At 38.1% G+C, this 25,382-nt stretch carries 20 protein-coding genes; 13 read left to right on the forward strand and 7 right to left on the reverse strand.

Annotated elements, in window-relative coordinates; genetic code table 11:
• Positions 1–89 precede the first annotated feature (89 nt).
• From A2J09_RS00965 to pyrE, 8 genes are read left to right on the forward strand one after another with little or no spacing between them, the layout of a single operon-like run.
• The gene (locus A2J09_RS00965) at positions 90–968 is read left to right on the forward strand and encodes an aspartate carbamoyltransferase catalytic subunit (protein WP_036160943.1); all 879 of its coding nucleotides are present in this window, start codon (positions 90–92) and stop codon (positions 966–968) included.
• Between the two features lies 1 nt (position 969).
• On the forward strand, positions 970–2,247 hold the full coding sequence (locus A2J09_RS00970; protein ID WP_012293185.1) for a dihydroorotase: 1,278 nt from the start codon (positions 970–972) through the stop codon (positions 2,245–2,247).
• Positions 2,247–3,347, forward strand: coding sequence for a carbamoyl phosphate synthase small subunit (locus tag A2J09_RS00975; protein ID WP_012293186.1), 1,101 nt, complete (start codon positions 2,247–2,249; stop codon positions 3,345–3,347). Before A2J09_RS00970 ends, A2J09_RS00975 begins: the two co-directional genes overlap by 1 nt.
• Entirely contained in the window at positions 3,340–6,537 is a 3,198-nt protein-coding gene (gene carB, locus A2J09_RS00980; protein WP_012293187.1) for a carbamoyl-phosphate synthase large subunit, read from the forward strand. Before A2J09_RS00975 ends, carB begins: the two co-directional genes overlap by 8 nt.
• Position 6,538: 1 nt before the next feature.
• Positions 6,539–7,312 (forward strand): dihydroorotate dehydrogenase electron transfer subunit, encoded by a 774-nt coding sequence (locus A2J09_RS00985; protein WP_012293188.1) that lies wholly within the window; start codon positions 6,539–6,541, stop codon positions 7,310–7,312.
• On the forward strand, positions 7,309–8,220 hold the full coding sequence (locus A2J09_RS00990; RefSeq protein WP_031418936.1) for a dihydroorotate dehydrogenase: 912 nt from the start codon (positions 7,309–7,311) through the stop codon (positions 8,218–8,220). Before A2J09_RS00985 ends, A2J09_RS00990 begins: the two co-directional genes overlap by 4 nt.
• Positions 8,220–8,924 carry an orotidine-5'-phosphate decarboxylase gene (pyrF, locus tag A2J09_RS00995; protein WP_012293189.1) on the forward strand — a complete coding sequence of 235 codons (705 nt, stop codon included), beginning with the start codon at positions 8,220–8,222 and terminating at the stop codon, positions 8,922–8,924. Before A2J09_RS00990 ends, pyrF begins: the two co-directional genes overlap by 1 nt.
• 3 nt (positions 8,925–8,927) lie before the next feature.
• On the forward strand, positions 8,928–9,557 hold the full coding sequence (gene pyrE / locus A2J09_RS01000) for an orotate phosphoribosyltransferase (RefSeq protein ID WP_031418938.1): 630 nt from the start codon (positions 8,928–8,930) through the stop codon (positions 9,555–9,557).
• A gap of 73 nt (positions 9,558–9,630) precedes the next feature.
• Here pyrE and A2J09_RS01005 read toward each other — a convergent pair whose 3' ends face one another.
• Positions 9,631–10,419: an MBL fold metallo-hydrolase gene (locus A2J09_RS01005; RefSeq protein ID WP_012293191.1), complete on the reverse strand. Its 789-nt coding sequence runs from the start codon at positions 10,417–10,419 to the stop codon at positions 9,631–9,633.
• Positions 10,420–11,163: 744 nt separating this feature from the next.
• Here A2J09_RS01005 and A2J09_RS01010 point away from each other — a divergent pair.
• Genes A2J09_RS01010 through A2J09_RS01030 form a run of 5 tightly spaced genes read left to right on the forward strand, consistent with a single transcriptional unit; the run spans position 11,164 to position 16,849 of the window.
• Positions 11,164–12,177, forward strand: coding sequence for an ABC transporter ATP-binding protein (locus tag A2J09_RS01010; protein WP_012293192.1), 1,014 nt, complete (start codon positions 11,164–11,166; stop codon positions 12,175–12,177).
• Positions 12,174–13,109: an ATP-binding cassette domain-containing protein gene (locus A2J09_RS01015; RefSeq protein WP_012293193.1), complete on the forward strand. Its 936-nt coding sequence runs from the start codon at positions 12,174–12,176 to the stop codon at positions 13,107–13,109. Before A2J09_RS01010 ends, A2J09_RS01015 begins: the two co-directional genes overlap by 4 nt.
• 1 nt (position 13,110) lies before the next feature.
• Positions 13,111–14,073 carry an oligopeptide ABC transporter permease gene (opp4B, locus tag A2J09_RS01020; protein ID WP_012293194.1) on the forward strand — a complete coding sequence of 321 codons (963 nt, stop codon included), beginning with the start codon at positions 13,111–13,113 and terminating at the stop codon, positions 14,071–14,073.
• A 36-nt stretch (positions 14,074–14,109) separates the two neighbouring features.
• Complete coding sequence (locus A2J09_RS01025; RefSeq protein WP_012293195.1) at positions 14,110–15,009, forward strand: ABC transporter permease; 900 nt, start codon at positions 14,110–14,112, stop codon at positions 15,007–15,009.
• A gap of 16 nt (positions 15,010–15,025) precedes the next feature.
• Positions 15,026–16,849 (forward strand): oligopeptide ABC transporter substrate-binding protein, encoded by a 1,824-nt coding sequence (locus tag A2J09_RS01030; protein ID WP_012293196.1) that lies wholly within the window; start codon positions 15,026–15,028, stop codon positions 16,847–16,849.
• A 174-nt stretch (positions 16,850–17,023) separates the two neighbouring features.
• On the opposite strand, the gene A2J09_RS01035 is transcribed toward A2J09_RS01030, so the two are convergent.
• From A2J09_RS01035 to A2J09_RS01060, 6 genes are all read right to left on the reverse strand, one after another.
• Positions 17,024–17,950: an ABC transporter ATP-binding protein gene (locus tag A2J09_RS01035; RefSeq protein WP_012293197.1), complete on the reverse strand. Its 927-nt coding sequence runs from the start codon at positions 17,948–17,950 to the stop codon at positions 17,024–17,026.
• On the reverse strand, positions 17,943–18,998 hold the full coding sequence (locus tag A2J09_RS01040) for an ABC transporter ATP-binding protein (RefSeq protein WP_025113882.1): 1,056 nt from the start codon (positions 18,996–18,998) through the stop codon (positions 17,943–17,945). The genes A2J09_RS01035 and A2J09_RS01040 overlap by 8 nt, the downstream gene beginning before the upstream one ends.
• A gap of 13 nt (positions 18,999–19,011) precedes the next feature.
• The gene (locus tag A2J09_RS01045) at positions 19,012–19,932 is read right to left on the reverse strand and encodes an ABC transporter permease (RefSeq protein ID WP_012293199.1); all 921 of its coding nucleotides are present in this window, start codon (positions 19,930–19,932) and stop codon (positions 19,012–19,014) included.
• On the reverse strand, positions 19,932–20,861 hold the full coding sequence (locus A2J09_RS01050) for an ABC transporter permease (protein ID WP_031418948.1): 930 nt from the start codon (positions 20,859–20,861) through the stop codon (positions 19,932–19,934). Before A2J09_RS01050 ends, A2J09_RS01045 begins: the two co-directional genes overlap by 1 nt.
• Before the next feature lie 132 nt (positions 20,862–20,993).
• On the reverse strand, positions 20,994–22,652 hold the full coding sequence (locus A2J09_RS01055; RefSeq protein ID WP_012293201.1) for a peptide ABC transporter substrate-binding protein: 1,659 nt from the start codon (positions 22,650–22,652) through the stop codon (positions 20,994–20,996).
• A gap of 909 nt (positions 22,653–23,561) precedes the next feature.
• On the reverse strand, positions 23,562–25,247 hold the full coding sequence (locus A2J09_RS01060) for a methyl-accepting chemotaxis protein (protein WP_012293202.1): 1,686 nt from the start codon (positions 25,245–25,247) through the stop codon (positions 23,562–23,564).
• Positions 25,248–25,382: the final 135 nt, after the last annotated feature.

The raw sequence follows: 25,382 nt of genomic DNA on the forward strand, positions 1-25,382 counted from the left end.
CTCGTTGATGACATCAACGGGGCTTTTACTTTATGAAAAGAACGTCATACATAGACGTTCATGACACACAACCTTATGGGGGTCACATGATGAAGAACTTATTATCGATGGAACATTTAACAACAGAAGAGATTCACCACATCCTAGATCTTGCGCAAGCTTTTGAAAATGGTGAAACATCATCGTTATCTCGGACATACAACGTTGCCAACTTATTTTTTGAACCAAGTACACGGACAAAATCAAGCTTCGAAATGGCTGAGCATAAAATTGGCTGTCATATCATTCCTTTCGATGCGGGATTTTCGAGTGTTACTAAAGGGGAGACCATGTACGATACGGTCAAAACTTTAGAAATGATAGGTTTAGATGCAGTCATTATTCGAGCATCAGAGGATGAATATTATAATGAGCTACTAAATGGTATTAATGTAGCAATCATCAATGCAGGGGACGGTGCAGGACAGCATCCATCCCAATCATTATTGGATCTATATACAATAAAAAAAGAGTTTGGGTATTTTGAAGGGCTCAATATTACGATAGTTGGAGATATCTCACATAGTCGAGTAGCAAAATCAAACGCCCATGCATTGCAACGTTTAGGGGCAAAAGTGCACTTCCTTTGTCCAGAAGAATGGGCAGGAGGATTTGAAGCGCATCATTCTTGGGATGATCTAATCGAAATTAGCGATGTCATTATGCTATTACGTGTGCAACATGAACGTCATAAAGTAAATAAAAGCTTTTCGAAAGAAGGCTACCATCAAGAATACGGCTTAACAATAGAACGAGAAAAGCTAATGAAAGAATCAGCTATTATTATGCATCCAGCACCAGTGAATCGTGATGTAGAAATTGCTTCTGAGCTTGTAGAGTGTGGACGCTCTCGAATTTTCGAGCAGGTGCGAAATGGAGTCTATACACGGATGGCAATTGTGGAAACAATTTTAAAGGGGAGAGAATAACATGAAAAAAGTACTTCGAAATGTACAAATGTTAAATGAACAAGGTGAGCTGCAAACAGTCAATATCGCCATGGCAGATGGAAAAATTACAGCAATTGGCCAAGAGGTAACGGTAGTAAATGCAGAGGTCATTGAAGGAAATGGCTTGATTGTAGCACCAGGGTTTGTCGATGTGCATACACATTTACGAGAGCCAGGCTTTGAACATAAAGAAACAATAGCGACAGGGTCTGCCTCTGCAGCAAAGGGTGGCTTTACGACAATTTGTGCCATGCCAAATACGAAGCCGGTACCAGATTCAGTGGAAAACATGCAGCTTATTAATGGGCTGATTAAAGAAAGTGCTGTGATTCGAGTACTTCCATACGGTTCACTAACAAAGGATATTTCTGGGGAAGTTCGAACAAATGTGGAGGAGTTAAAAGCATATGGAGCTGTAGCGTTCTCAGATGATGGTGTAGGAATTCAGCTTGCTTCAACCATGTACGAGCAAATGAAGGATGCTGCCAAGCACGACATGGTAGTTGTGGCCCATTGCGAGGATAATTCATTAATTTATGATGGGGTTATGCATGAAGGAAAGCGTAATAAGGAGCTTGATCTTCCGGGGATTCCATCCATTTGCGAATCCGTTCAAATTGCACGAGATGTACTGCTTGCTGAGGCTGCAGGTGCACGCTACCATGTTTGTCACGTATCAACAAAAGAATCTGTTCGTGCGGTAAGAGATGCAAAGGCAGCCGGAATTCGTGTAACAGCAGAGGTTTGTCCGCATCATTTATTACTCGAAGAAATGGATATTCCATCCGATGATGCAAACTGGAAAATGAATCCACCATTGCGTGGGGCTGATGACAAAGATTCACTGCATGCAGCACTACTAGATGGAACTATCGATTGTATTGCAACAGACCATGCACCACATACAGTGGAAGAAAAATGCTGTGGTATGGTGGGGGCACCGTTTGGTATTGTAGGTTTCGAAACAGCCTTCCCACTACTATATACACAATTTGTTGAAACAGGGAAATGGACTTTAAAACAATTAATAGACTGGATGTCAGTGAAGGCAGCTGAAATTTTTGATCTACCCTATGGCACATTAGCAGTGGGTGCTTCAGCGGATATGATTTTAATAGATATTCAAAAAGAACAAACAATTGATGCAGAAGGCTTTGTATCAAAAGGACGTAATACACCATTTAACGGTTGGGTTGCAAAAGGTTGGCCGGTCCTAACAATTTTTGAAGGAAATATCGTATATCAGGAGGCAGAGTAATGAAAAAACGTTTACTAGTTTTAGAGGATGGCACAGTATTTACAGGTACAGCATTTGGGAGTGATCGCGCTTCACAAGGTGAGGTTGTATTTACGACAGGTATGACGGGATATCAAGAAACTATTTCAGACCCTTCGTTCTATGGTCAAATTGTTACATTGACGTATCCAATGGTAGGAAACTACGGCATTAACCGAGATGATTTTGAATCCATTACGCCAGCTATACGTGGATTTGTTGTACGCGAACTTGCTAAAACGCCTTCTAACTTCCGTTGCGATTTAACGTTAGATGAGTATTTAACATCAAAAGATATCCCGGGTATAGAGGGGATTGATACGCGTAAATTAACACGTATTATTCGTAGTAAAGGATCAGTAAAGGCGATTTTAACAGCGGCCAATGAAGAGGTAAATGTGAGTGAAGTTGTGACGCAACTGCAAGCGACACCAGCTATAACACACCATGTACGTGAAGTATCGCCAAAAGCAGCCTATCCATCACCTGGTCGAGGTAAACGAGTGGTCTTAATTGACTACGGTATGAAACATGGCATCCTTCGAGAATTAAATAAACGTGATTGTGATGTACTAGTAGTTCCTTACAATACATCAGCTGAACAAATTTTAGCTTGGCATCCAGATGGCATTATGCTCTCAAACGGACCAGGGAATCCAGAAGATGTCCAAGAGGGAATAGAAACAGTACGTAACTTAATTGGAAAAGTGCCAATGTTCGGGATTTGCTTAGGTCATCAAATCTTTTCCTTAGCAAGTGGAGCGAAAGCCTTTAAACTACCGTTTGGACACCGTGGTGGCAATCATCCAGTAAAAGATTTACGCACAGGTCGTACAGATTTAACATCTCAAAATCACGGCTACGCTATTGATATCGAATCATTACAAGATACTGATCTAGAATTAACACATATCGCCTTAAATGATGGTACGTGTGAAGGGGTACGTCATAAAAAATATCCAATTTTTACGGTACAATACCATCCAGAAGCATCACCAGGACCAGAAGATTCAAACCACTTATTTGATGAATTTATTGAAATGATGGAAGTAGAAGCAGGGAAGGGGAAACAACATGCCTAAACGTACAGATATTGAAACAATTTTAGTAATCGGCTCAGGCCCAATCGTCATCGGGCAAGCAGCAGAATTTGACTACGCAGGAACACAAGCTTGTTTGTCATTAAAAGAAGAGGGCTACCGTGTTATCTTAATTAACTCAAACCCTGCCACAATTATGACAGATACAGAAATTGCGGACAAAGTTTATATCGAACCGATTTCTCTTGATTTTGTATCTCGTATTTTACGTAAAGAACGCCCAGATGCTATTTTGCCAACACTTGGTGGTCAAACTGGTCTTAACATGGCGATTGAATTAGATAAATCAGGCATTCTAGATGAGCTGGGTATAGAAATCCTTGGTACAAAACTAGATGCTATTCATAAAGCAGAGGACCGAGATTTATTCCGTAACTTAATGTACGAATTAGGTGCTCCAGTACCTGAGTCTGATATTATTCATTCCTTAGACGAAGCGAAAAGATTTGTAGTCAAAATTGGTTACCCTGTTATTGTTCGTCCAGCCTTTACGCTTGGTGGTACAGGAGGCGGCATTTGCTACAATGATCAGGATTTAGAGGAAATCGTAACATCCGGTCTTAAATATTCACCAGTAACACAATGTTTACTAGAAAAATCTATTGCAGGCTATAAAGAGATAGAATATGAAGTAATGCGCGATGCAGTGGACAATGCCATTGTAGTATGTAACATGGAAAATGTTGACCCAGTAGGAATTCACACGGGGGATTCGATTGTAGTAGCACCGACTCAAACTCTCTCGGATCGTGAAAATCAAATGCTACGTAATATTTCATTAGATATTATTCGTGCGTTAAAAATTGAAGGTGGCTGTAACGTCCAACTAGCACTTGATCCATATAGCTTCAACTACTATGTAATTGAAGTAAATCCGCGTGTATCACGTTCTTCTGCGCTAGCTTCTAAAGCAACAGGCTATCCAATTGCTAAGCTAGCAGCAAAAATTGCAGTTGGTTTAACATTAGATGAAATTAAAAACCCTGTAACAGGATCAACCTATGCTTGCTTTGAGCCAGCTCTTGACTATATTGTCGCTAAAATCCCACGCTGGCCATTCGACAAATTCGAATCAGCAAAGCGTAATCTTGGCACGCAAATGAAAGCTACTGGTGAAGTGATGGCACTAGGCCGTACATTCGAGGAAGCCATGTTAAAGGCGGTTCGTTCACTTGAAACAGGTCAAGTACACTTAGAGCTAAAGCACGCTGAAGACAACTCGGATTCTTGGATTGAAAAACGTATCCGCAAGGCTGGGGATGAGCGTTTATTCTTCATCGGTGAAGCATTACGCCGTGGTGTGACAATTGAACAAATCCATGAATGGTCAGCTATTGACTTATTCTTCTTAAACAAATTTAAAAACATTGTAGATATGGAACAAACGCTAGCTGACCATAAAAATGATAAAGAAGTGCTTCGTACAGCAAAACGTTTAGGCTTTGCAGATAAGAAAATTGCTGAGCTTTGGGACACGACAGAAGAAGCCATCTACGCATATCGTAAAGAGCAAGGTATTATTCCTGTCTATAAAATGGTTGATACATGTGCAGCAGAGTTTGAATCTGAAACACCTTACTTCTACGGCACATATGAGGAAGAAAACGAATCCATTAAGTCAGAAAAACCTTCTGTAGTAGTACTAGGTTCAGGACCTATCCGCATTGGACAGGGGGTAGAATTCGACTATGCTACCGTCCATTCAGTATGGGCCATTCAAGAGGCAGGCTATGAAGCTATCATTATCAACTCAAATCCAGAAACAGTGTCTACGGACTTCTCAATTTCCGATAAATTATACTTCGAGCCATTAACAATCGAGGATGTTATGCATATTATCGACTTAGAACAGCCAATTGGAGTTGTTGTTCAATTCGGTGGTCAAACTGCGATTAACCTTGCCGATAAGTTAGCTGCAAATGGTGTGAAAATCCTAGGAACTTCTCTAGAGGATATCGACCGTGCAGAAAACCGCGATAAATTCGAACAGGCTTTACGTGACTTAAACATTCCACAGCCACAGGGTGAAACAGCGGTTTCTACAGTTGAAGCACTTGCCATTGGTGAGCGTCTGGGCTTCCCGGTACTTGTCCGTCCTTCCTATGTTCTAGGTGGACGTGCAATGGAAATTGTTTACAACCAAGAAGAATTACAGCACTATATGGAGAACGCAGTGGAAGCATCTCCAGATCATCCGGTATTAGTGGACCGTTATCTAACAGGGCAGGAAATTGAAGTAGATGCTATCTGTGATGGAGAACATGTATTAATCCCAGGTATTATGGAGCATATTGAGCGCGCAGGGGTTCACTCTGGTGACTCTATATCAGTTTACCCACCACAGAAATTAACACAGTATCAAAAAGATACATTAGTAGATTATACAACACGTCTTGCAAAAGGTCTTGGAATCGTAGGCTTAATGAACATTCAATATGTAATTTCCCAAGGTGAGGTATATGTCATTGAGGTGAACCCACGTTCATCACGTACAGTACCATTCTTAAGTAAAATTACAAATATCCCTATGGCTAATATTGCAACGAAAGCAATTCTAGGGAAATCGATTGTCGAGCAGGGCTATCCAACAGGATTAGCCCCTGAGCAAAAAGGTGTATTTGTGAAAGTACCAGTGTTCTCATTTGCCAAACTACGCCGTGTAGATATAACATTAGGCCCTGAAATGAAATCTACTGGGGAAGTAATGGGCAAAGATGCAACATTAGAAAAAGCACTTTACAAAGGCTTAGTTGCAGCAGGAATGGAAATTCGCACAGAAGGAACAGTATTGTTTACGGTATCTGATAAGGATAAAGAAGAAGCAATCGCATTAGCAAAACGTTTCTCAACAGTAGGCTATCGCATTGTAGCTACTGAGGGAACAGCAAAAGCATTTGAAGCTGCTGGAGTGCGCACGGATGTTGTTGGCAAGATTGGTGCGAAGGGACAAACACTGATTGATTTAATCCAAAATGGCGAAGCTCAGCTTGTCGTTAATACATTAACAAAAGGTAAGCAACCAGCTCGAGATGGTTTCCGAATTCGTCGTGAGTCTGTAGAAAATGGCGTACCTTGTCTCACATCTTTAGATACGGCAGAAGCAATGGTACGTGTCATTGAATCTATGACATTTACAGCAGAAGAAATGCCAAAAGCGGAGGTAGTACACTAATATGATACGTCAAGAGAAAATGAGGGTCGTCTCCCAAAAGCAAATTGCGACAAACATTTTCGAACTGACACTTCATGGTGAACTGGTTCAGGATATGACTCCTGGCCAGTTTGTCCATGTAAAGGTGTCGGATTCGTTGGAGCCGCTTTTACGTCGACCAATTAGTATTGCAAATATAGATAAAGATAACAATGAATTTACAATGATTTATCGTGCTGAGGGTCGTGGTACCAAAGTATTAGCAACAAATCGTGAAGGTCAACAGGTCAATGTCCTCGGACCAATTGGAAATGGTTTCCCAGTAGATGCAGTAAAAGAGGGAGGAACAGCTCTACTAGTCGGAGGGGGAATCGGAGTGCCTCCACTACATGAGCTTTCCAAGCAATTAAACGCACGTGGTGTTAAAACAATACATGTGCTTGGCTTTCAAACGGAAGATGTATGCTTCTATGAAGAGGAATTCAGCGCCCTTGGGGAAACGCATTATGTAACGGTTGACGGCTCTAAAGGGACAAAAGGCTTTGTGACAAATGTGTTAGAGTCTCGAGCACCTGAATTTGATGTCTTTTATTCTTGCGGTCCTCTCCCAATGTTAAAAGCACTTGAAGGCTTCTATCCAGAAAAAGAAGGTTATTTATCATTTGAAGAGCGTATGGGCTGTGGTATTGGTGCTTGTTTTGCATGTGTCTGCAAAACAACCGATCAAATAGCAAAAGACTATGTCAAAGTATGCTCTGATGGTCCAGTTTTCCCGAAAGGTACGGTGGCATTATGAGTCGTTTAAACATTCAATTACCAGGTTTAGATTTAAAAAACCCTATTATGCCTGCTTCCGGTTGCTTTGGTTTTGGACGTGAATATGCACAGCTTTACGATCTATCCAAGTTAGGGGCAATAATGATTAAAGCAACAACAGTTGAAACTCGTGCAGGTAATCCAACGCCGCGTGTGGCTGAAACAGCAGCAGGGATGTTAAATGCAATTGGGCTACAAAATCCTGGCATTGAAAAAGTGATGAATGAGGAATTGAAATTTTTAGAGGGCTATGATGTACCAATTATCGCCAATGTGGCTGGAACAGAGACTGCAGATTATGTAGAAGTAGCGAGACGTATTTCAGCAGCACCTAATGTCCAAGCTTTGGAGCTGAATATTTCATGTCCAAATGTTAAATGTGGTGGCATTCAATTTGGGACAGATCCAGACACAGCACGTGAGCTTGTCAAGGCGGTTAAAGCTGTATCCACTGTTCCTGTTTATGTGAAGTTATCACCGAATGTAACAAATATCGTAGACATTGCTTTAGCTGTCGAAGCGGGTGGCGCGGATGGCATAACAATGATTAACACTTTAGTAGGTATGCGTTTAGATGAGCGGACAGGGAAACCAGTCATCGCAAATGGCACAGGTGGTTTATCGGGTCCTGCTGTAAAGCCCATTGCCATCCGAATGGTTTATGAGGTGTACAAGGCTGTTAATATTCCGATAATTGGCATGGGTGGTGTGACAGAAGCACAGGATGTCATTGATTTTATGTCGGCAGGTGCTTCAGCTGTGGCAATAGGAACTGCAAATTTTGTGGACCACTTCGTTTGCCCAAATATTATTGATGATTTACCAGCAAAACTTGACGCACTTGAGGTAGAACATATAACAGATATTATTGGAAGGAGCCATCGTTGATGAATACTAAGCCTATACTAGCATTAGATTTTCCAGGAGAAAAAGAAGTATTCGATTTCTTAAAGCACTTCCATGAGCCTCTTTTCGTGAAAATTGGAATGGAATTATATATGCAAGAAGGGCCTGATATTGTACGCAAAGTAAAAGAGTTAGGTCATGATGTTTTCCTTGATTTAAAACTACATGATATCCCGAATACAGTATTCTCTGCTATGAAGGGCTTAGCCAAACTAGGAGTGAATTTAGTAAATGTCCATGCGGCAGGTGGACGTCCAATGATGGAGGCTGCCCTAGAGGGTCTAGAAGCAGGAACACCTGTAGGCAAAGAACGTCCAGCATTAATTGCTGTAACACAATTAACATCCACAACAGAGGAGCAAATGCAGACGGAGCAAAGAATTGCTTTATCCTTACAGGAGTCTGTTCTACATTATGCACGTCTAACAAAACAAGCTGCCTTACAGGGTGTCGTTTGTTCGGTACATGAGGCTAAGGCAATAGCTGAAGTGTGTGGAGAGGATTTTCTTCGGGTAACACCAGGAATTCGTCTAGCCGGTGGCGCTGCACACGATCAAAAACGTATTGCCACACCGGATGGAGCAAAACGTGAAGGTTCGTCACTCATCGTTGTTGGACGTGCTGTAACAGGTGCACAGGATCCAGTAGCGGCATATAAAATCGTAAGTGAATTATGGGAGGCATAAATGATGACATTACAGAATGAAATTGCACACGCTATGCTAAAGGTGGGTGCTGTAGAATTAAATCCAACAGAATTATTTACATGGGCATCTGGTATAAAATCACCTATTTACTGTGATACACGTTTAACAATCTCTGACCCTGTTATTCGTAAACAACTTGCGACTGGCTTAGCAGCTGTAATTAAAGAGCATTTTGGAGCGACTGAAATAGTAGCTGGTACAGCAACAGCAGGTATCCCACATGCAGCATGGGTAAGTGATATTTTAGAATTACCAATGGTCTATGTACGCTCTAAAGCGAAAGAACATGGCCGTGGCAATCAAATTGAAGGAAAATACGCAGCGGGCCAAAAAGTAGTTGTGGTGGAGGATATCGTTTCTACTGGTGGTTCTTCCATTACAGCAGTTGAAGCATTGCGTGCAGCAGGCTGTGAAGTACTAGGAGTTGTTTGTGTCTACACATATAATCTTCCACGAGCTGAACAAGCATTTGATGAAGCTGGCATCCAATATGTCTCCTTAACTAATTTCGATTATCTGATTGAGGCAGCAAATGAATCAGGTGCTATTAGAGAAGAAGATATTCCATTCTTAAAAGAGTGGCATGCGAAATTAAAGGCAGGAGAGCTATAATAAAAAGCTGTTCTACTGGTTATTTGACCTGTAGAACAGCTTTTTTCTTCCTATTTAAATAGGGAGAGGGTATTTAAAATTGAATACTAAAGCCATTAAAACGATGTATACCTGTCCCAAAATGTACTAGATTGTTTTTTCGAAGTGTAATAACTGCCTTTTTTACCTCTAATAAGATAGAAGGGTCAAGACCTAATGTGTGATGAGAACCAAAAATTTTCGTAAGCGAAGATAAGTTAGCTATTTTTTCTAAAGATTGGACTAAATCCTCGGGGCTAGTAGTTGGAAAAAATGCATAAATAGGTGCTTGATCATATAGTAAGTCCCCAGTAAACAAATAGCCATATTTATGATCCAAAAGAGCAATATGGCCAGGAGAATGCCCTGGTGTGTGGAGTATAGATAATTTTCGGTTCCCTATATCTATAATATCACCATCTTCTAAAACACCAGAAGGCTGTCCCTGAAAAGGCTTGTAGTCCGAAGGATTAAACGTTTTAGGTGTAGGTATCGTAATATTACGGCCAACATCCGTTCTAATCTGTTCGATAGATAATTTAGGGATACCATGGATTAGCCAATCAACCTCATCTTTATGAACATAAATATCATCAAACGCTCCGTGACTGCCAATATGATCCCAATGAACATGTGTTGTAATCACAGAAATGGGCAAAGAGGTTAATTGTTTACTAATCCTTTGAATATTATCAATCCCAAGACCTGTATCAATAAGAACAGCTTGTTTCTCCCCAAGCAATAAAAAGGAATGCACCTTTTCCCAATGACCATATTCACTTATAGCATACGTTTCATTATTGATTTCCTCTACAGTAAACCATGCATCATTAATTTTTGCCATGACAGCCAACCTTTCCTTATGTTGAAATGAAAAATAATATAATAAAACTTTGTCATTGGAAATTTTAACATAAAATCATGTAATTTCCTTTTAAAATATTCTAAATAGTATTTCTATATTGAATATTAAAGAAAAATTCGGCAATTAGGAATAATTAAGAAGTATGGTAGATAGCTATAAACTAAAAGCTTTAAATTGTTTTCTTAAAGTAATTTGAAATATTAGCACTTCAACGTCCAAAATTATTCATTGAAAATAAAAATGTGTGAAATATAATTTTTCTATAAAAGTTAATTTGTTATTTTTTGCTATAAAACACTCATTTATTTGAGTTTAACTGTGTTTTATTTGTAAAAGTAAATTTGTGGTATGAATTTTTTTGTTATATTTGAATAATTTATTTTTGTATAAATTATAACTTTGTAAAGATAAAGTAAAATATTTCTTAAAACGAAAATATAAAACGAGCATTTTTTAGAGGGAGATGTCTGGTGGAAATTTATAAGCTGGATTGAAATAATTTGAAAAAGGGACTTGCGTTTATACATGTTTTCTAGCTAAAATAATAGCACAGTTTAATTTTCAGATAATTCTATCAGCAACTGACGAGTTGAAGGCGAAAAAATTATTAAAATCATACTTGCCAATATAAAAATGAGGGGAGAAGAGAGAAAAACTAAATATGATTCTGATATAAAGTATCGTTTGTATTTTCAGAATATTGAATTATAGAGGAGAGATTGTTTGAATACAGCAAAAGACTTACTAACAATAACAAATTTGACTACAAGTTTTCGCATAAAAGATACATACCACGCTGCTGTAGATGATGTCTCACTTTCGCTTCAAAAAAATGAGGTATTAGCAATAGTTGGAGAATCAGGTTGTGGTAAAAGTACGTTAGCGACTACTATTGTAGGTTTGCACAATGAGGTTAATACAAAGGTTACTGGTGATATCTTTTATAATAATCAAAATTTAGCAAAATTGAATGACCAACAATTTAATAACTTACGTGGTAATGACATTGGGTTTATTTTTCAGGACCCACTATCAGCACTTAACCCTTTAATGAGAATAAGCGAACAAATTGAAGAAGGGTTAATCTATCATACAAAGCTTTCAAAACAACAGCGAAGTGAAAGAGTATTAGAACTACTCAATCAAGTTGGAATTGCAAATCCAGAACGCGTAGCTAGACAATTTCCTCATCAGCTATCGGGGGGGATGCGTCAGCGTGTCATGATTGCGATTGCCCTATCATGTAAGCCAGCTATATTAATTGCTGATGAACCAACAACAGCATTAGATGTTACCATTCAGGCCCAAATTTTGGACCTGTTAAAAGCATTACAGACTGAGACAGAGACAGGCATTATTCTCATTACGCATGATTTAGGCGTTGTAGCAGAGATGGCTGATCGTGTTGTAGTTATGTATGCAGGTGAAGTAGTGGAGGAGGCACCGGTTCAGGAATTATTCAATAATCCAAGGCACCCTTACACGCGTTCACTATTAAATTCAATTCCACAAACACATAGCGAAAATGAAAGACTCGAGGTTATTCAAGGGATGGTACCATCTTTAATCAATTTACCTCGAGAAGGTTGTCGTTTTTCAGGACGTATTCCGTGGATTGATGCATCTTCACACGAAGCAAAACCACAATTACATGAAATTGCACCAGGACATTTTGTGAGATGTACCTGCTGGAAACACTTTCATTTCGAAGGTGAAGAAGGGGGCGGGACTGTATGAGCTTTATGCAAATAAAAGATTTAAGTGTTCATTACCCAATACGTGGAGGATTTTTTAATACCGTTGTTGATCGCGTATATGCAGTGGACGGTGTAACAATGGAGTTCGAAAAGGGCAAGACGTATGGGCTAGTAGGAGAATCAGGATCAGGTAAATCAACAACAGGAAAAGCAATCATAGGTCTAGAAAAGATTACCTCTGGTCAAATTTTTTATGAGGGTGAAAATGTGACAAACCAACAGAGAAAACGTGATTCTGCCTATAACAGAGACATACAAATGATTTTCCAAGACTCTCATTCTAGTATGAATCCTAGAAAACGTGTTCTCGATATTCTAGCAGAGCCTATTCGGAATTTTATGAAGCTCAGTGATCAAGAGGAACGCAAACGTATTAAAGAGCTACTTGCTATTGTTGGGATGTCGGAAGATGTTTTACTAAAATATCCCCATGAATTTTCGGGTGGCCAAAAGCAACGTCTGGGCATTGCGCGAGCGGTTGCTTGTAACCCTAAAATGATTATTGCAGACGAACCTGTTTCAGCGCTAGATCTATCAGTACAGGCACAAGTACTGAATTTCATGAAAGATATTCAAAATGAGTATGGACTTACATACTTATTCATTTCCCATGATTTAGGCGTTGTTAAACATATGTGTGATCATATTTCTATTATGTACAAAGGACGCTTTGTGGAAACTGGTACAAGACATGATATTTATAAGAATCCGCAGCATATATACACGAACCGCCTTTTATCAGCCATTCCGAATATCGAACCAGAGACTAGGAATGAGCGTAAATTAATTCGACAACAGGTAGAAGGAAATTATCAACAAGAGCAACATAAATACTATGATGAGCATGGAAAAGTCTATCCACTGAAATCCATTTCAGACACACATATGGTTGCAATGTCAGGAGGAATGTGAAATGTGGAAAACAATTGCTAGAAGAGTAGTTTTAATGATTCCTCAAATGTTTGTGCTAAGCTTAATTATTTTTATCTTAGCGAAACAAATGCCAGGTGATCCTTTTACAGGGTTAATTACACCAGAAACAGACCCTGCACGTATCGAAGAACTTAGAATTCAAGCGGGTTATTATGATCCATGGTATGTACAATATTACCATTGGGTGATCAATGCCTTTCAGGGAGATTTTGGACAAAGCTATACATATAAACTTGCAGTGTCCTCATTGATTGGCGAGCGTGCATTAAACACTTTTTGGCTTGCCCTACTTAGCACCATTCTTGTTTATTTAATTGCTATTCCATTAGGAATGATAGCTGGACGTAAGCAGGATACATTGTATGATAAGTCGATTACCCTGTATAGCTTTATAAGCTATGCAATACCAACTTTTGTATTGGGCTTAATTTTCTTATATATCTTTGGATATCGTTTAATGTGGTTTCCGACGAGTGGAACAGTCGATGTAGGGGTGGAACCCGGAACGCTCGAGTATTATTGGAATCGTTTGTATCATTTAATATTACCTGCAATGACGTATGCCATTTTAGCGACAACGACGATTATTCAATACTTACGTTCAGAAATTATTGATGCCAAGACACAGGATTATGTTAAGACAGCACGTAGTAAAGGTGTACCAATGAAAATCATCTACAGAAGACATATTTTCCGTAACTCTTTATTACCTATTGCGGCCTTCCTTGGCTTTACAATTACAGGCTTATTAGGCGGCTCGATTTTCATAGAGACAATTTTTGGCTTCCCAGGCATGGGGCAATTATTCATCCATTCCGTAACAAGTCGTGATTATAGTGTTATTACAGCTCTTGTTATGCTTTATGGCTTCTTAGCGTTATTAGGTAGTCTATTGTCAGATATAATTATGAGCATTGTTGATCCACGTATCCGCATAGACTAACAGTTACATTGAACGCATAAGGAGAGGTGAAATAAAATGGAGCAAAAAAATGATGTAGTAAAAGTTGAAAATATGCCACCAACAGGGATTCAAGTCGTTATTCGTGAATTCAGAAAAGATAAATTAGCGTTATTGTCATTTATTGGAATTACTTTGCTTATAATTGTAATATTAATTATGTCCGTATTTATGAATCAGGATGAAATATTACGAATAAAATTATTAGAGCGTTTTACAGAGCCTGGTGTTAATGGATATATTCTTGGGGCTGATGAAGCGGGTCGTGATATGTATGGACAGCTTATTATCGGCGCGAAAAATTCTATTTTAATTGCAGTTGCTATTACCCTTATTGCGAATGTCTTAGGGATTGCCCTCGGCATTATAATGGGCTATTACGGCGGCTTTATCGATAATTTATTTATGCGTATCATTGATTTCCTTATGACATTACCGACATTAATGATCATCATTGTATTAGTTACAATTATTCCGAAATATGGTGTTTTTGAGTTGATTTTGATTTTAAGTGCCTTTCAATGGATAAGCACTGCACGCCTCGTTCGAAGTAAAGCTTTATCCGAAGGGCGTAGAGATTATGTGAGTGCCTCGAAAACAATGGGGACTAGTGATTTTGCCATTATGTTTAAAGGGATACTACCAAATTTAAGCTCGTTGCTAATAGTAGAATTAACGTTAAACTTTGCAGGGAATGTTGGTATTGAAACGGGTCTATCGTTCTTAGGCTTTGGTTTACCGCCGTCCACACCTAGCTTAGGGACATTAGTAAGCTATGCAACAAATCCGGTAGTATTATCTTCAAAATGGTGGATTTGGTTGCCCGCATCATTATTAATTTTAGTTTTGATGCTTGGTATAAATTATGTCGGTCAAGCGTTAAGACGTGCAGCTGACGCAAAACAACGATTAGGATAAAGGGGAGGATTTACACATGAAGAAAAATTGGTTATTCTTGTCCATTTTATTTGCATTCATGCTAGTTTTAGCAGCCTGCAGTGGTGGAGGCAATGGGTCTGAAAAAGGCGCAGAAACTGATAACAAAGAAAAGTCGGGTGAAACAGAAAAATCCGGCGAGTCTGAAGGTACTAGTGATTCATTATTACCAATGGAAGTAACAAATGAAGGAGACGCAATCCAAGGTGGTACATTACGCGTAGGACTTGTAACAAGCTCTCCGTTCCAAGGTATTTTCAACTGGGAACTATACGAAGATGCTTATGATTCAGAAATTTTAGCCTTTGCGTCTAATGTGCTTTTTGAACAAGATGGAAACTTCCTTGTTACAGACAAAGGTATTGCAAAGTTAGACGTTGATGTAGAAGCAAAAACAGCAACTGTCACAATTCAAGGTGATTATAAATGGTCAGATGGTACACCTTTAACAGCTGATGATTTAATTTTCCCATATGAGCTAATTGGTCACCCAGATTATACAGGTGTTCGTTATGATGATGATTTTAAAAACATTGTAGGTGCAGAAGAATACCATAATGGTAAAGCAGATACAATTTCTGGTATTACAAAAGTCGATGATAAGAGTATTAAAATCCAACTTAAAAAAGTATCACCAGCTATTTACTCCATTGGTGATGGCTTATGGGCATATGCAGAGCCTAAACATCAATTAGAATCTATTCCAGTGAAAGACTTACTTGCTTCAGATGCAGTACGTAAAAATCCAGTAACACTTGGTGCATTTAAAATTGATAAAGTCGTAAATGGTGAGTCTGTACAATTTGTAGCAAACGAACATTATTTTAAAGGCAAGCCAAAAGTGGATAAAGTTGTACTTGAGGTTGTTCCACCAACTTCAATTGGGGAAGCACTAAGAACAGGGAAATATGATCTGGCTACATCATACCCGACTAATCAGTACGATAGTATTAAGGATTTACAAAACTTAGCATTATTAGGTCGACCAGAATTATCATATTCTTATATCGGCTTTAAATTAGGAAAATACGATACAACAAATAAAGTAAACGTATTTGATGAAAAGTCAAAAATGAATAGTATTGAATTACGTCAGGCTGTTGCCTATGCAATGGATGTTGAAGGTGTTGCAGAAAAATTCTATCAAGGATTACGTGAGCGCGGAAATTCTTTAATTCCACCAGTATTTGCATCCTATTATGATGCAACATTAGAAGGCTATAATTATGACCCTGAAAAAGCAAAAGAATTATTAGATAAAGCGGGCTTTAAAGATGTTGATGGTGACGGTATTCGTGAAGATAAAGATGGTAAAAAATTCTCTATTCGCTTAGCTTCAATGGCTGGTTCAGAAACAGATGAAGCAATTGTTGAATACTTCCGTCAAAACTGGAAAGAAGTGGGGTTAGACGTACAATTGACAACAGGTCGTCTTATTGAATTCAATGCTTTCTACGATAAAGTTCAAGCAGATGATCCAGAAATCGATATGTATCAAGCAGCATGGGGAACTGGAACAAACCCGTCTCCTAAAGGTTTATATGGTGAAGGTGCTGAATTTAACTTTAGCCGCTATGTATCTCCTGAATTAACAAAATTATTAGATGCTATTGACTCAGAAGAGGCTATGGATCAAGATACACGTACAAAGGCTTTCCGATCATGGCAAGAATATATGAGTGAAAAAGCAATGGTAGTGCCGACTTTCTTCAGAACAGAAGTTATTCCTGTTAATAAGCGCGTGAAAAATTACAATGTGGAATATGGAAATACTACAGAACTTCAAGATATTGAATTAACAGCAGATGCTCCAATAAAATAATTGGGATCGGAGAAGCAGTCTTTCTTGATAGAAGAAAGGCTGCTTTTTTCCAAAAATAGAAGCATTACATTGCATAAAATAAAGTAAAAGGGGTAAAGACATTTACCTCCTAATAAAATTCATTATAAAAAACCATCCATTGGAAAGCTCCAATGGATGGATATATAGTGAGTCTTATCGATTATTAACCCAAGTTTTAACTAAATCAGCAGTTCCATATACATAGTGTTGGTCGCCTACTTCATGATACGATGCACTTTCGTCAACCTCCGTATGCTTGTACGGAATACGTTGACGACGTTTCTCAGACATTGGATCAGGAAGTGGGATTGCTGATAATAAAGATTTTGTATACGGGTGAACAGGATGATTGTAAATGTCATCTGCTTTACCGATTTCCATGATTTTACCGCGGTACATTACAGCAATACGATCACTGATGTATTTTACCATCGAAAGGTCATGGGCAATGAACAGATATGTTAAGCCACGTTCTTTTTGAAGTTGTTTTAGTAAGTTAACAACCTGAGCTTGGATCGATACGTCAAGCGCAGAGATTGGCTCATCGGCAATGATAAACTTAGGATCTAAGCTTAGTGCACGGGCAATCCCAATACGTTGACGTTGACCGCCAGAGAATTCATGTGCGTATCGATTCGCGTGCTCTTTGTTTAAACCTACAGCTTCAAGTAACTCTTGAATTTTCCCACGACGTACATTTTTATCCTTGTAAAGGCCATGGATATCAAAGGCTTCACCAATGATTTCACCAGCTGTCATACGAGGATTTAAAGAAGCGTAAGGATCTTGGAAGATCATTTGCATTTGGCGGTTAAAATTCTTTAACTCATTTTTAGATTTTTTTCCATGAACATTTTCCCCATCGAAAACAATCTCGCCACCTGTAATATCATATAATCGAATGATTGAACGACCAGTTGTTGACTTTCCACAACCTGATTCACCTACAAGACCAAGTGTTTCACCTTCATAAACATCGAAGCTAATACCATCTACGGCTTTGATTGGATTACTTGGTGAACCAAAATGCTGCTTTAGGTTTTTAATTTCAAGAATTTTTTTAGCACCAGTTTTAGTCATTTTCTTGTGCCTCCTTTGCTAAATACCCTTCTATACGTTTAGCAACCGCTTCAGGAAGAGGAATCTTTGGTGCATCAGGATGCAATAACCAAGTTTTTGCAAAATGTGTTTCACTTACTTGGAACATTGGTGGTTCTTGTTCATAATCAATGGCCATTGCGAACTCGTTACGTGCTGCAAATGCATCCCCTTTAGGTGGGTTCGTAAGATCTGGTGGTGATCCAGGAATCGTGCGTAATAACTCATCTGTATCATTATCCAAATCAGGCATGGAACCTAGTAGACCCCATGTGTATGGGTGCTTTGGATTATAGAAAATATCATTAACAGTACCATATTCTACAATTTGTCCAGCGTACATTACGGCTACACGATCTGCGATGTTCGCTACAACACCTAAATCGTGTGTAATGAAAATGATAGATGTTTTCGAGTTCTTTTGGATTTCCTTCATTAGCTCTAAAATCTGTGCTTGAATAGTTACGTCTAGGGCTGTTGTTGGCTCATCGGCAATCAGTAGCTTAGGATCAGCTGCAAGGGCGATCGCAATAACAACACGTTGACGCATACCACCTGAAAATTCATGTGGGTATTGATTATAACGTTTCTCAGGGAAGGGGATACCTACCTGTGTTAAAAGCTCAATGGCACGTTTTTTTGCATCTACTTTAGAAACTTTTCTATGTTGCAAAATTACTTCAGTTATTTGACGTCCGACCTTCATAGTTGGATTCAAACTTGTCATTGGATCTTGGAAAATCATTGCAATTTCATTTCCGCGTACTTTAGACATTTCTTTATCAGTTAACGGAACTAAATCACGACCATTAAATAAAATTTGCCCTGACTCATAAATACCAGGTGGCTGTGGAATTAGTTTCATTAACGCATTACTCGTAACACTTTTTCCAGAACCTGATTCACCAACTATAGCTAGTGTTTCACCTTCCTTTAAATCAAAGTTAACACCACGTACAGCATGAACAAGCCCTGCATAAGTTTTAAAGTTAATTTTTAAATCTTTTACTTCTAGAATTGTTTTACTCATTTCGGCCACCTCCTTATTTACGTAGTTTTGGATCTAGAGCATCACGTAAGCCGTCACCAACAGCGTTAAACGCAAAGATTGTTAGTGAGATAAATACTGCTGGGAAAATCAAGCGCCATGGTGCATTTGCTATAGCTTTATTACCGTCGGAAGCCATTGTACCCCATGAAGCAGTTGGAGCAGGAACCCCAAGACCAAGGTAACTTAGGAATGACTCAGTGAAGATAGCAGATGGAATTGTTAAAGTCATCGTTACTAAAATGGCACCAAGAGCATTCGGCACTAAGTGTTTAATAATTAAATGTCCTGTACTTGCACCTAATGTGCGAGCAGCAAGAACGTATTCTTGATTTTTAATAGATAATACTTCACCACGAACGATACGTGCCATGTTAATCCATCCAGTGATAGACAAGGCAATAATCATAGGGAATAAACCTGGTTGCATAACAACTAAAAGTACGATTACTACTAAAAGGTAAGGGACAGCTGTTAAAACGTCAGCAATACGCATCATAATATTATCAACGCGACCGCCTGATAAACCTGAAATACTTCCCCAAATAACACCGATAATTAAGTCAATAACCGCCGCAGCAATTCCGATAAATAGGGAGATACGAGCTCCTTCCCAAATACGAACGAAAATATCACGACCAAGGTCATCCGTTCCAAACCAAAATTGTGCAGATGGTGGTGCATTGTAAACACCTAGCTGATCACTTGCTTTATATTGAGATAGCATTGGTGCGAATATAGCCATTAAAATAACAATAATTAAAATAATGATCCCAACAATGGCCATTTTATTATGAGAGAAACGGAGAAATACTTCTTTCCAAAAGGAGACTGATTTGTCAGCTAATTTTTCCGTTGCTTCATGATTACCACCAACAATTTTAAACTTATCTTTTTCAATTTGTTGCTGTGTCATTATTTTTTCGCTCCTTTCAGTTTAATACGCGGATCAATCACACTATATAGAATATCAACGATTAATACCGCAAATAAAAGGATGATGGAATAGAACACTGTCGTACCCATAATGACCGTATAGTCACGGTTTGTAATACTTTGAACGAAGTGTTTACCAAGTCCAGGAATAGCGAAAATTTGCTCTACAATGAAACTACCTGTAACAACCCCAGCTGTTAAGGGACCAATATACGTTACGACTGGTAGTAGGGCATTTCGTAATGTATGGCGGAAAACGATTGTCCATTTACCAATACCTTTCGCACGAGCCATTTTTACATATTCACTATTGTTTTGTTCAAGCATACTTGAACGAGTTAACTTTGCAATAAAGCCCATGTGAGAGAGCGCAATTGCAAAGGCTGGTAATATACTATAAACAAAGCCTTTCCATCCACTGATAGGGAACCAACCAAGCTTAAAGGCTAAGAAATACTGCATTAAACCTGCTAAGATAAATGAAGGTACTGATATACCGAGCACCGCAAAGGACGTTGCCAAATAATCCGGGAACTTATTATGATATAGCGCGGAAACTACGCCAATTAAAACACCGAATCCAATTGCTAATAGCATAGCCTCAATCCCCAATGTTAAAGAAACAGGGAAACTTTCAGAAATCATATCATTTGTAGAACGCGCTTTATATTTCATTGACTCACCGAAATTGAAAGTGGCCGTATCGATTAAATAATCTTTATATTGTATATACCAAGGGTTATTTAATCCATACGTTTCGTTTAACTTCTCCTCGATTTGAGGGGGGAAATTACGTTCACTCGCAAAAGGACTACCAGGAGCGAGACGCATTAAGAAAAACGTAACAGTTACGATGACGAAAAGCGCGAGAAGTATATACATCAGCCTTTTCAAAATATATTTAATCACATAAAACTCCTCCTTCTATTTGTCAATTGTCTGACAAATATATGCCTTCGTATTTTAAAAAGAGCTGACTCGCGCCGTAGGGGCTACGAGGCAGCTCTTCGCTGTAGAGCTAAATAAGCGAAATGTTGTTGATTATTTCTCTACTTTAACCTCTTTAAGAGAGATGTTACCAAGGATGTCTGCCTTCATGTCTTTCACATAATCTTGTACTACAGATAGGTTCGTGTAGTAGTAAATTGGAACAACTGGGAACTCAGAAACAGCAATTGCTTCAGCTTGTTTTAAAAGCTCAAGACGTTTCGCTGGATCTGCTTCTGTATTAGATTGATCTAATAATTTTTTGTATTCTGCATTTTCCCAACCTGTATCATTGTTACCGTTTGCAGCAGTGTCATACATTTCTAAGAATGTATAAGCATCGTTGTAGTCACCAACCCAGCCCATACGGCCAACTTGGTAGTCTAATTGGTTAAGTTTTTCTAGGTAAACTTGCCATTCAGAGTTATCTAGACCTACAGTGATTCCTAGGTTTTTAGTCCAGTTTTCTTGTACGAATTGAGCGATAGCAGCGTGTGCTTCACTAGTGTTGTAAGAAAGATTAATTTTTACATCTGCTGGGTTTGTAATACCAAGTTCTTTCATACCAGCTTCAAGTGCTGCTTTAGCACCTTCGATATCGTTATCTTTGTAGTAACCACGGTCTTCTTCAAAACCATGAACTGCGGTAGGAACCATACCTAATGCAGGTTTTTGCTCACCTTTAGTAACATTATCAATTAAACCTTGACGATCAACTGCTAATGCTAATGCTTTACGAATGTTAGCGTTTCCAGTGATTTTATCTTTTGTATTTAGCTTGTACCAATATACAGAAGCTTGGTCATTAATATTTAAAGATTTATCAGCTTTAAATCCATCGATAGCATCAAGTGCTACAGATTGGAATGGTGCTCCAAGATAGTCAATTTCTCCACCTTTGAACATTGTTACTGCTGTTGCTTCAGATTCAACCATACCGATATTAACAGTGTCTAAAGCCACTTTATCAGCATCCCAGTACTCTGGGTTTTTCTTTAATACGATTGTATCGTTGTGTCTCCACTCACCTAATGTGAATGGTCCGTTTGTTACAAAGTTTTCACCAGCATCTGTATACCACTCATCATTACCTTCAACTACTTTTTGGTTTAATGGTGCGTATGTTTTGAATGCTGTTAATTCTAAAAAGTAAGGTGTTGGGTTTTCTAAAGTTACTACTAATGTTTTTTCATCTTCAGCTTTAACGCCTACGTCATCAGCAGAACCTTCACCATTATTGTATGCTGTAGCACCTTTAATTGGGTAAAGGATTGAAGCATATTCAGAAAGATTGTCTGGGTTTAATGCCCATTTCCAAGCATATTCGAAGTCACCAGCAACTACTGGATCTCCGTTTGACCATTTAGCATCACGTAATTTAAACGTGTATGTTTTTAAGTCTTCGCTAACTTCCCAGCTTTCAGCTGCAGCTGCAACGGGACGAGCGTCTGCATCAAGCGTTGTTAATCCTTCAAAAGTATTTGTAAGAATAACTCCAGAAGTTGTATCTGTTGCTAATGCAGGATGAAGTGATGGTGGTTCAGAAGCTACCACTACATTTAATTCGCCACCTGAAGCTGTTTCAGATGAACCAGAATCTTTTCCATCGTCTTTTGATTTTTCAGACGAATCTCCACCGAAGCCACATGCAGCAAGTACTAAAGAAAATACTGCAAGAACTGTTAGTAATAAAAACTTTTTGTTTTTATTCATGTGAATCCCCCTTATACAATTTTTAAGCCTTTTGTGAAGCTCCTATTTAATATACCAAAAAAATCATTGTGCACAAAATAAAAAAGATTCAAATTTATATAGTATTATCTGACAAGTAAGAGAATAATAAATTTTTCCGATTTAACATGCTAATGAAATAGAGTGTATGTATAATAAAAATTTGATATTTATCTATTCTGAATATCAAAAATAGAGTAAAAACAAAAAAATGATTTACTATATAGAAAATTCCTATTTTTTCGATAATAATATTAAATTTTGAAAAATGATACAAAAGTCATAGATGTAATACTTTGAGGGAATTGAATAGATTTGTAGAAAATCTAAGCAAAACTAAGTGAATTAGTTTCGTTTGCAGGTAATTTCTTGTAATTTGTGATCTCGAAATATGAATATTTCTATCTATTAATGATATATAAGAAACTTATTTTGTAATTTTCTAGGATTATCCATCTATTAAGTTGAAAAAGAAAGAATAGAGCTAATCTATGAAAAAATGTACCCATACTAAGAAAAAAATGGATTAAATGATAAATCAGTTATACCAAATATATTCTATTGAAATAATTTCCTTGGAGAGAAGTTAGATATTATATATGCACTCAGATTAAGTTTTATTCATGCAAGATAAAGTCTATATAAACCTTGATTACTGTACACTCTTTACTAATTTAATCCATTTTATTTGTACTGTTTTTTTGAGGATGTCATTTGTCTTACTGGCGAGGATTGATTATGCAAATAATTACTAAAAATCTGATTTTTCAATGTTTAAGTTCTTTATAAATTTCCTGATTGAGGCAGTGTGCTTTGTTGTTCTGAAGATTTATATAACATAATAAATAAAAAATAGTGCATTCCAGTATAAAGAATGCACCATTTGCTTCATTAAAGTTTAAACTGATTAATTTGTTGCTGTAAATCTAAGGACTTTTCGCTTAGATGCGAGGCAACCTGATTGATTTGTTGCATAGTGATGGTCTGTTCTTTGCTAGCAGCGGCTACTATTTGAGTACTATCTGAGCTAGTCGAAGCGCCGTGAGCAATTTCTGCGACAGAGGCCGCTACTTGTTCTGCGCTAGCTGAAATTTCTTCAGAAGTTGCTGATATATCTTCTATTTGGTCTGTCATTGCATTGATGGCTTTTACGATTGCCTCAAATGCTTGTCCTGCATGTCCAATGATTTTGACACCATCTGCAACTGAATGGAGGCCATCTAAAACAGCTTTTTCTACATTTTGTGTATCCTCTTGAATCTCCTGCGTTAAGACAACGATTTGATTAGCCGATTGTTTGGATTCTTCAGCTAACTTACGGACCTCATCTGCGACAACAGCAAATCCTTTTCCATGCTCACCCGCACGTGCTGCTTCAATGGCAGCGTTGAGTGCCAATAAATTAGTTTGATCAGTAATGGCTGTAATGACAGTTGTAATCTGGCTAATCTCTTCGGATTGTTTACTTAATTTTTGTACAAGGTTGTTGATTATTTGCGTTGAATCATGGATCACATTCATTTGTAGTTGAGCATTCTCTACGGTGCTGTTGCCGTTTGTAGCTAATTCATTTGTTGTTACAGCACTGTGATGAAGTTGTTGTGTAGCTTCTGCTATACGTTGAACACCTACAGCTGTTTCATCCATAGCATGGGCACTTTCATTGGCAGCGACGGTAGCTGCTTTAGCAACATTGGCAGTTTCATTAATACGCACCGTTATTTCATCAGCTGAGGAAGTAATTTCTTCGGTAGAAGCCGAAAGTTCTTCTACTGATGCTGTTAGATGCTCAGCATTGTCTTGAATATGGGTTAATAAATTTTTTAGGTTGCCTTTCATTGAATTAAAGGCCGTTGAAAGTTGACCAATTTCATCTTTAGTGTGGTGAGTCACATCTTGATGGTGTAATTCTCCGATAGCTATTTGGTTTGCCGCATGGACTACCGATTTTAAAGGGCGAGAAATAGTTCGCTGTATATAAACCATCAGGATAATACCAAGGGCAACACCAATAATGATAGCAATAATTGAAATGATTTGAGAGTTGAAAACAGCTTGTTTAGATTCTTGTGTAACCTTTTCAAGTTGTCCCTTTTGATAGTTCGCAATTTTATTGGATATATCCTGAATGCCTTTATTAGCCTGCTGGACTTCACCATTAACCTTTAGCAAAGCTCCTTCTAGGTCACCAGCTTCAAAAAGTGTGAGTGCGTCAGTAGCTGATTTATTAAAAGCATCATTAAAAGCATTTAATTCTTTTGCATATGTATCCATTTCAGAGGAATTTGATTTTTCTTTGATTTCAGCTACATGCTCATCGAGTAAATTTGCATGTTCTGTGAAATTTTCTTTATTTACAGGGTTGTCTTCGATAATAATGGCGCGAATAAAAAGACCTTGCATGGCCATTTCAAATTGAATATCATCTGCTAATTCCACAAGGGCTACGTGAACTTCCAATGCATTCTCAATCTTTTTTTCAATGTTTGAAAATAATATGAACATAATCATTAACGAAATAATTAACGTGAGAATAATGGTAAAGAAACCGAAACTTAATTTTTTGCCTACAGACATATTGATACGCCCTTTCCAAAATGCTAGTCAATCTTTTATATTTTGATTTTGCTTTGCTAAAAGGTAGAAGTCAATAACTGTAGTAAGAAACAGTTCAGATGATTCATATGTTTTTTTATTGTTAGTATAATAAGG

Source organism: Lysinibacillus sphaericus, assembly GCF_001629735.1.
GTDB classification, from domain to species: Bacteria; Bacillota; Bacilli; order Bacillales_A; family Planococcaceae; genus Lysinibacillus; species Lysinibacillus pinottii.

Bases quoted from the DNA above. Each gene is read 5' to 3' on its own strand.
- A2J09_RS00965 (WP_036160943.1), top strand. From the start codon at position 90: ATGAAGAACTTATTATCGATGGAACATTTAACAACAGAAGAGATTCAC.
- A2J09_RS00970 (WP_012293185.1), top strand. From the start codon at position 970: ATGAAAAAAGTACTTCGAAATGTACAAATGTTAAATGAACAAGGTGAG.
- A2J09_RS00975 (WP_012293186.1), top strand. From the start codon at position 2,247: ATGAAAAAACGTTTACTAGTTTTAGAGGATGGCACAGTATTTACAGGT.
- carB (WP_012293187.1), top strand. From the start codon at position 3,340: ATGCCTAAACGTACAGATATTGAAACAATTTTAGTAATCGGCTCAGGC.
- A2J09_RS00985 (WP_012293188.1), top strand. From the start codon at position 6,539: ATGATACGTCAAGAGAAAATGAGGGTCGTCTCCCAAAAGCAAATTGCG.
- A2J09_RS00990 (WP_031418936.1), top strand. From the start codon at position 7,309: ATGAGTCGTTTAAACATTCAATTACCAGGTTTAGATTTAAAAAACCCT.
- pyrF (WP_012293189.1), top strand. From the start codon at position 8,220: ATGAATACTAAGCCTATACTAGCATTAGATTTTCCAGGAGAAAAAGAA.
- pyrE (WP_031418938.1), top strand. From the start codon at position 8,928: ATGACATTACAGAATGAAATTGCACACGCTATGCTAAAGGTGGGTGCT.
- A2J09_RS01005 (WP_012293191.1), bottom strand. From the start codon at position 10,419: ATGGCAAAAATTAATGATGCATGGTTTACTGTAGAGGAAATCAATAAT.
- A2J09_RS01015 (WP_012293193.1), top strand. From the start codon at position 12,174: ATGAGCTTTATGCAAATAAAAGATTTAAGTGTTCATTACCCAATACGT.
- opp4B (WP_012293194.1), top strand. From the start codon at position 13,111: ATGTGGAAAACAATTGCTAGAAGAGTAGTTTTAATGATTCCTCAAATG.
- A2J09_RS01025 (WP_012293195.1), top strand. From the start codon at position 14,110: ATGGAGCAAAAAAATGATGTAGTAAAAGTTGAAAATATGCCACCAACA.
- A2J09_RS01030 (WP_012293196.1), top strand. From the start codon at position 15,026: ATGAAGAAAAATTGGTTATTCTTGTCCATTTTATTTGCATTCATGCTA.
- A2J09_RS01035 (WP_012293197.1), bottom strand. From the start codon at position 17,950: ATGACTAAAACTGGTGCTAAAAAAATTCTTGAAATTAAAAACCTAAAG.
- A2J09_RS01040 (WP_025113882.1), bottom strand. From the start codon at position 18,998: ATGAGTAAAACAATTCTAGAAGTAAAAGATTTAAAAATTAACTTTAAA.
- A2J09_RS01045 (WP_012293199.1), bottom strand. From the start codon at position 19,932: ATGACACAGCAACAAATTGAAAAAGATAAGTTTAAAATTGTTGGTGGT.
- A2J09_RS01055 (WP_012293201.1), bottom strand. From the start codon at position 22,652: ATGAATAAAAACAAAAAGTTTTTATTACTAACAGTTCTTGCAGTATTT.
- A2J09_RS01060 (WP_012293202.1), bottom strand. From the start codon at position 25,247: ATGTCTGTAGGCAAAAAATTAAGTTTCGGTTTCTTTACCATTATTCTC.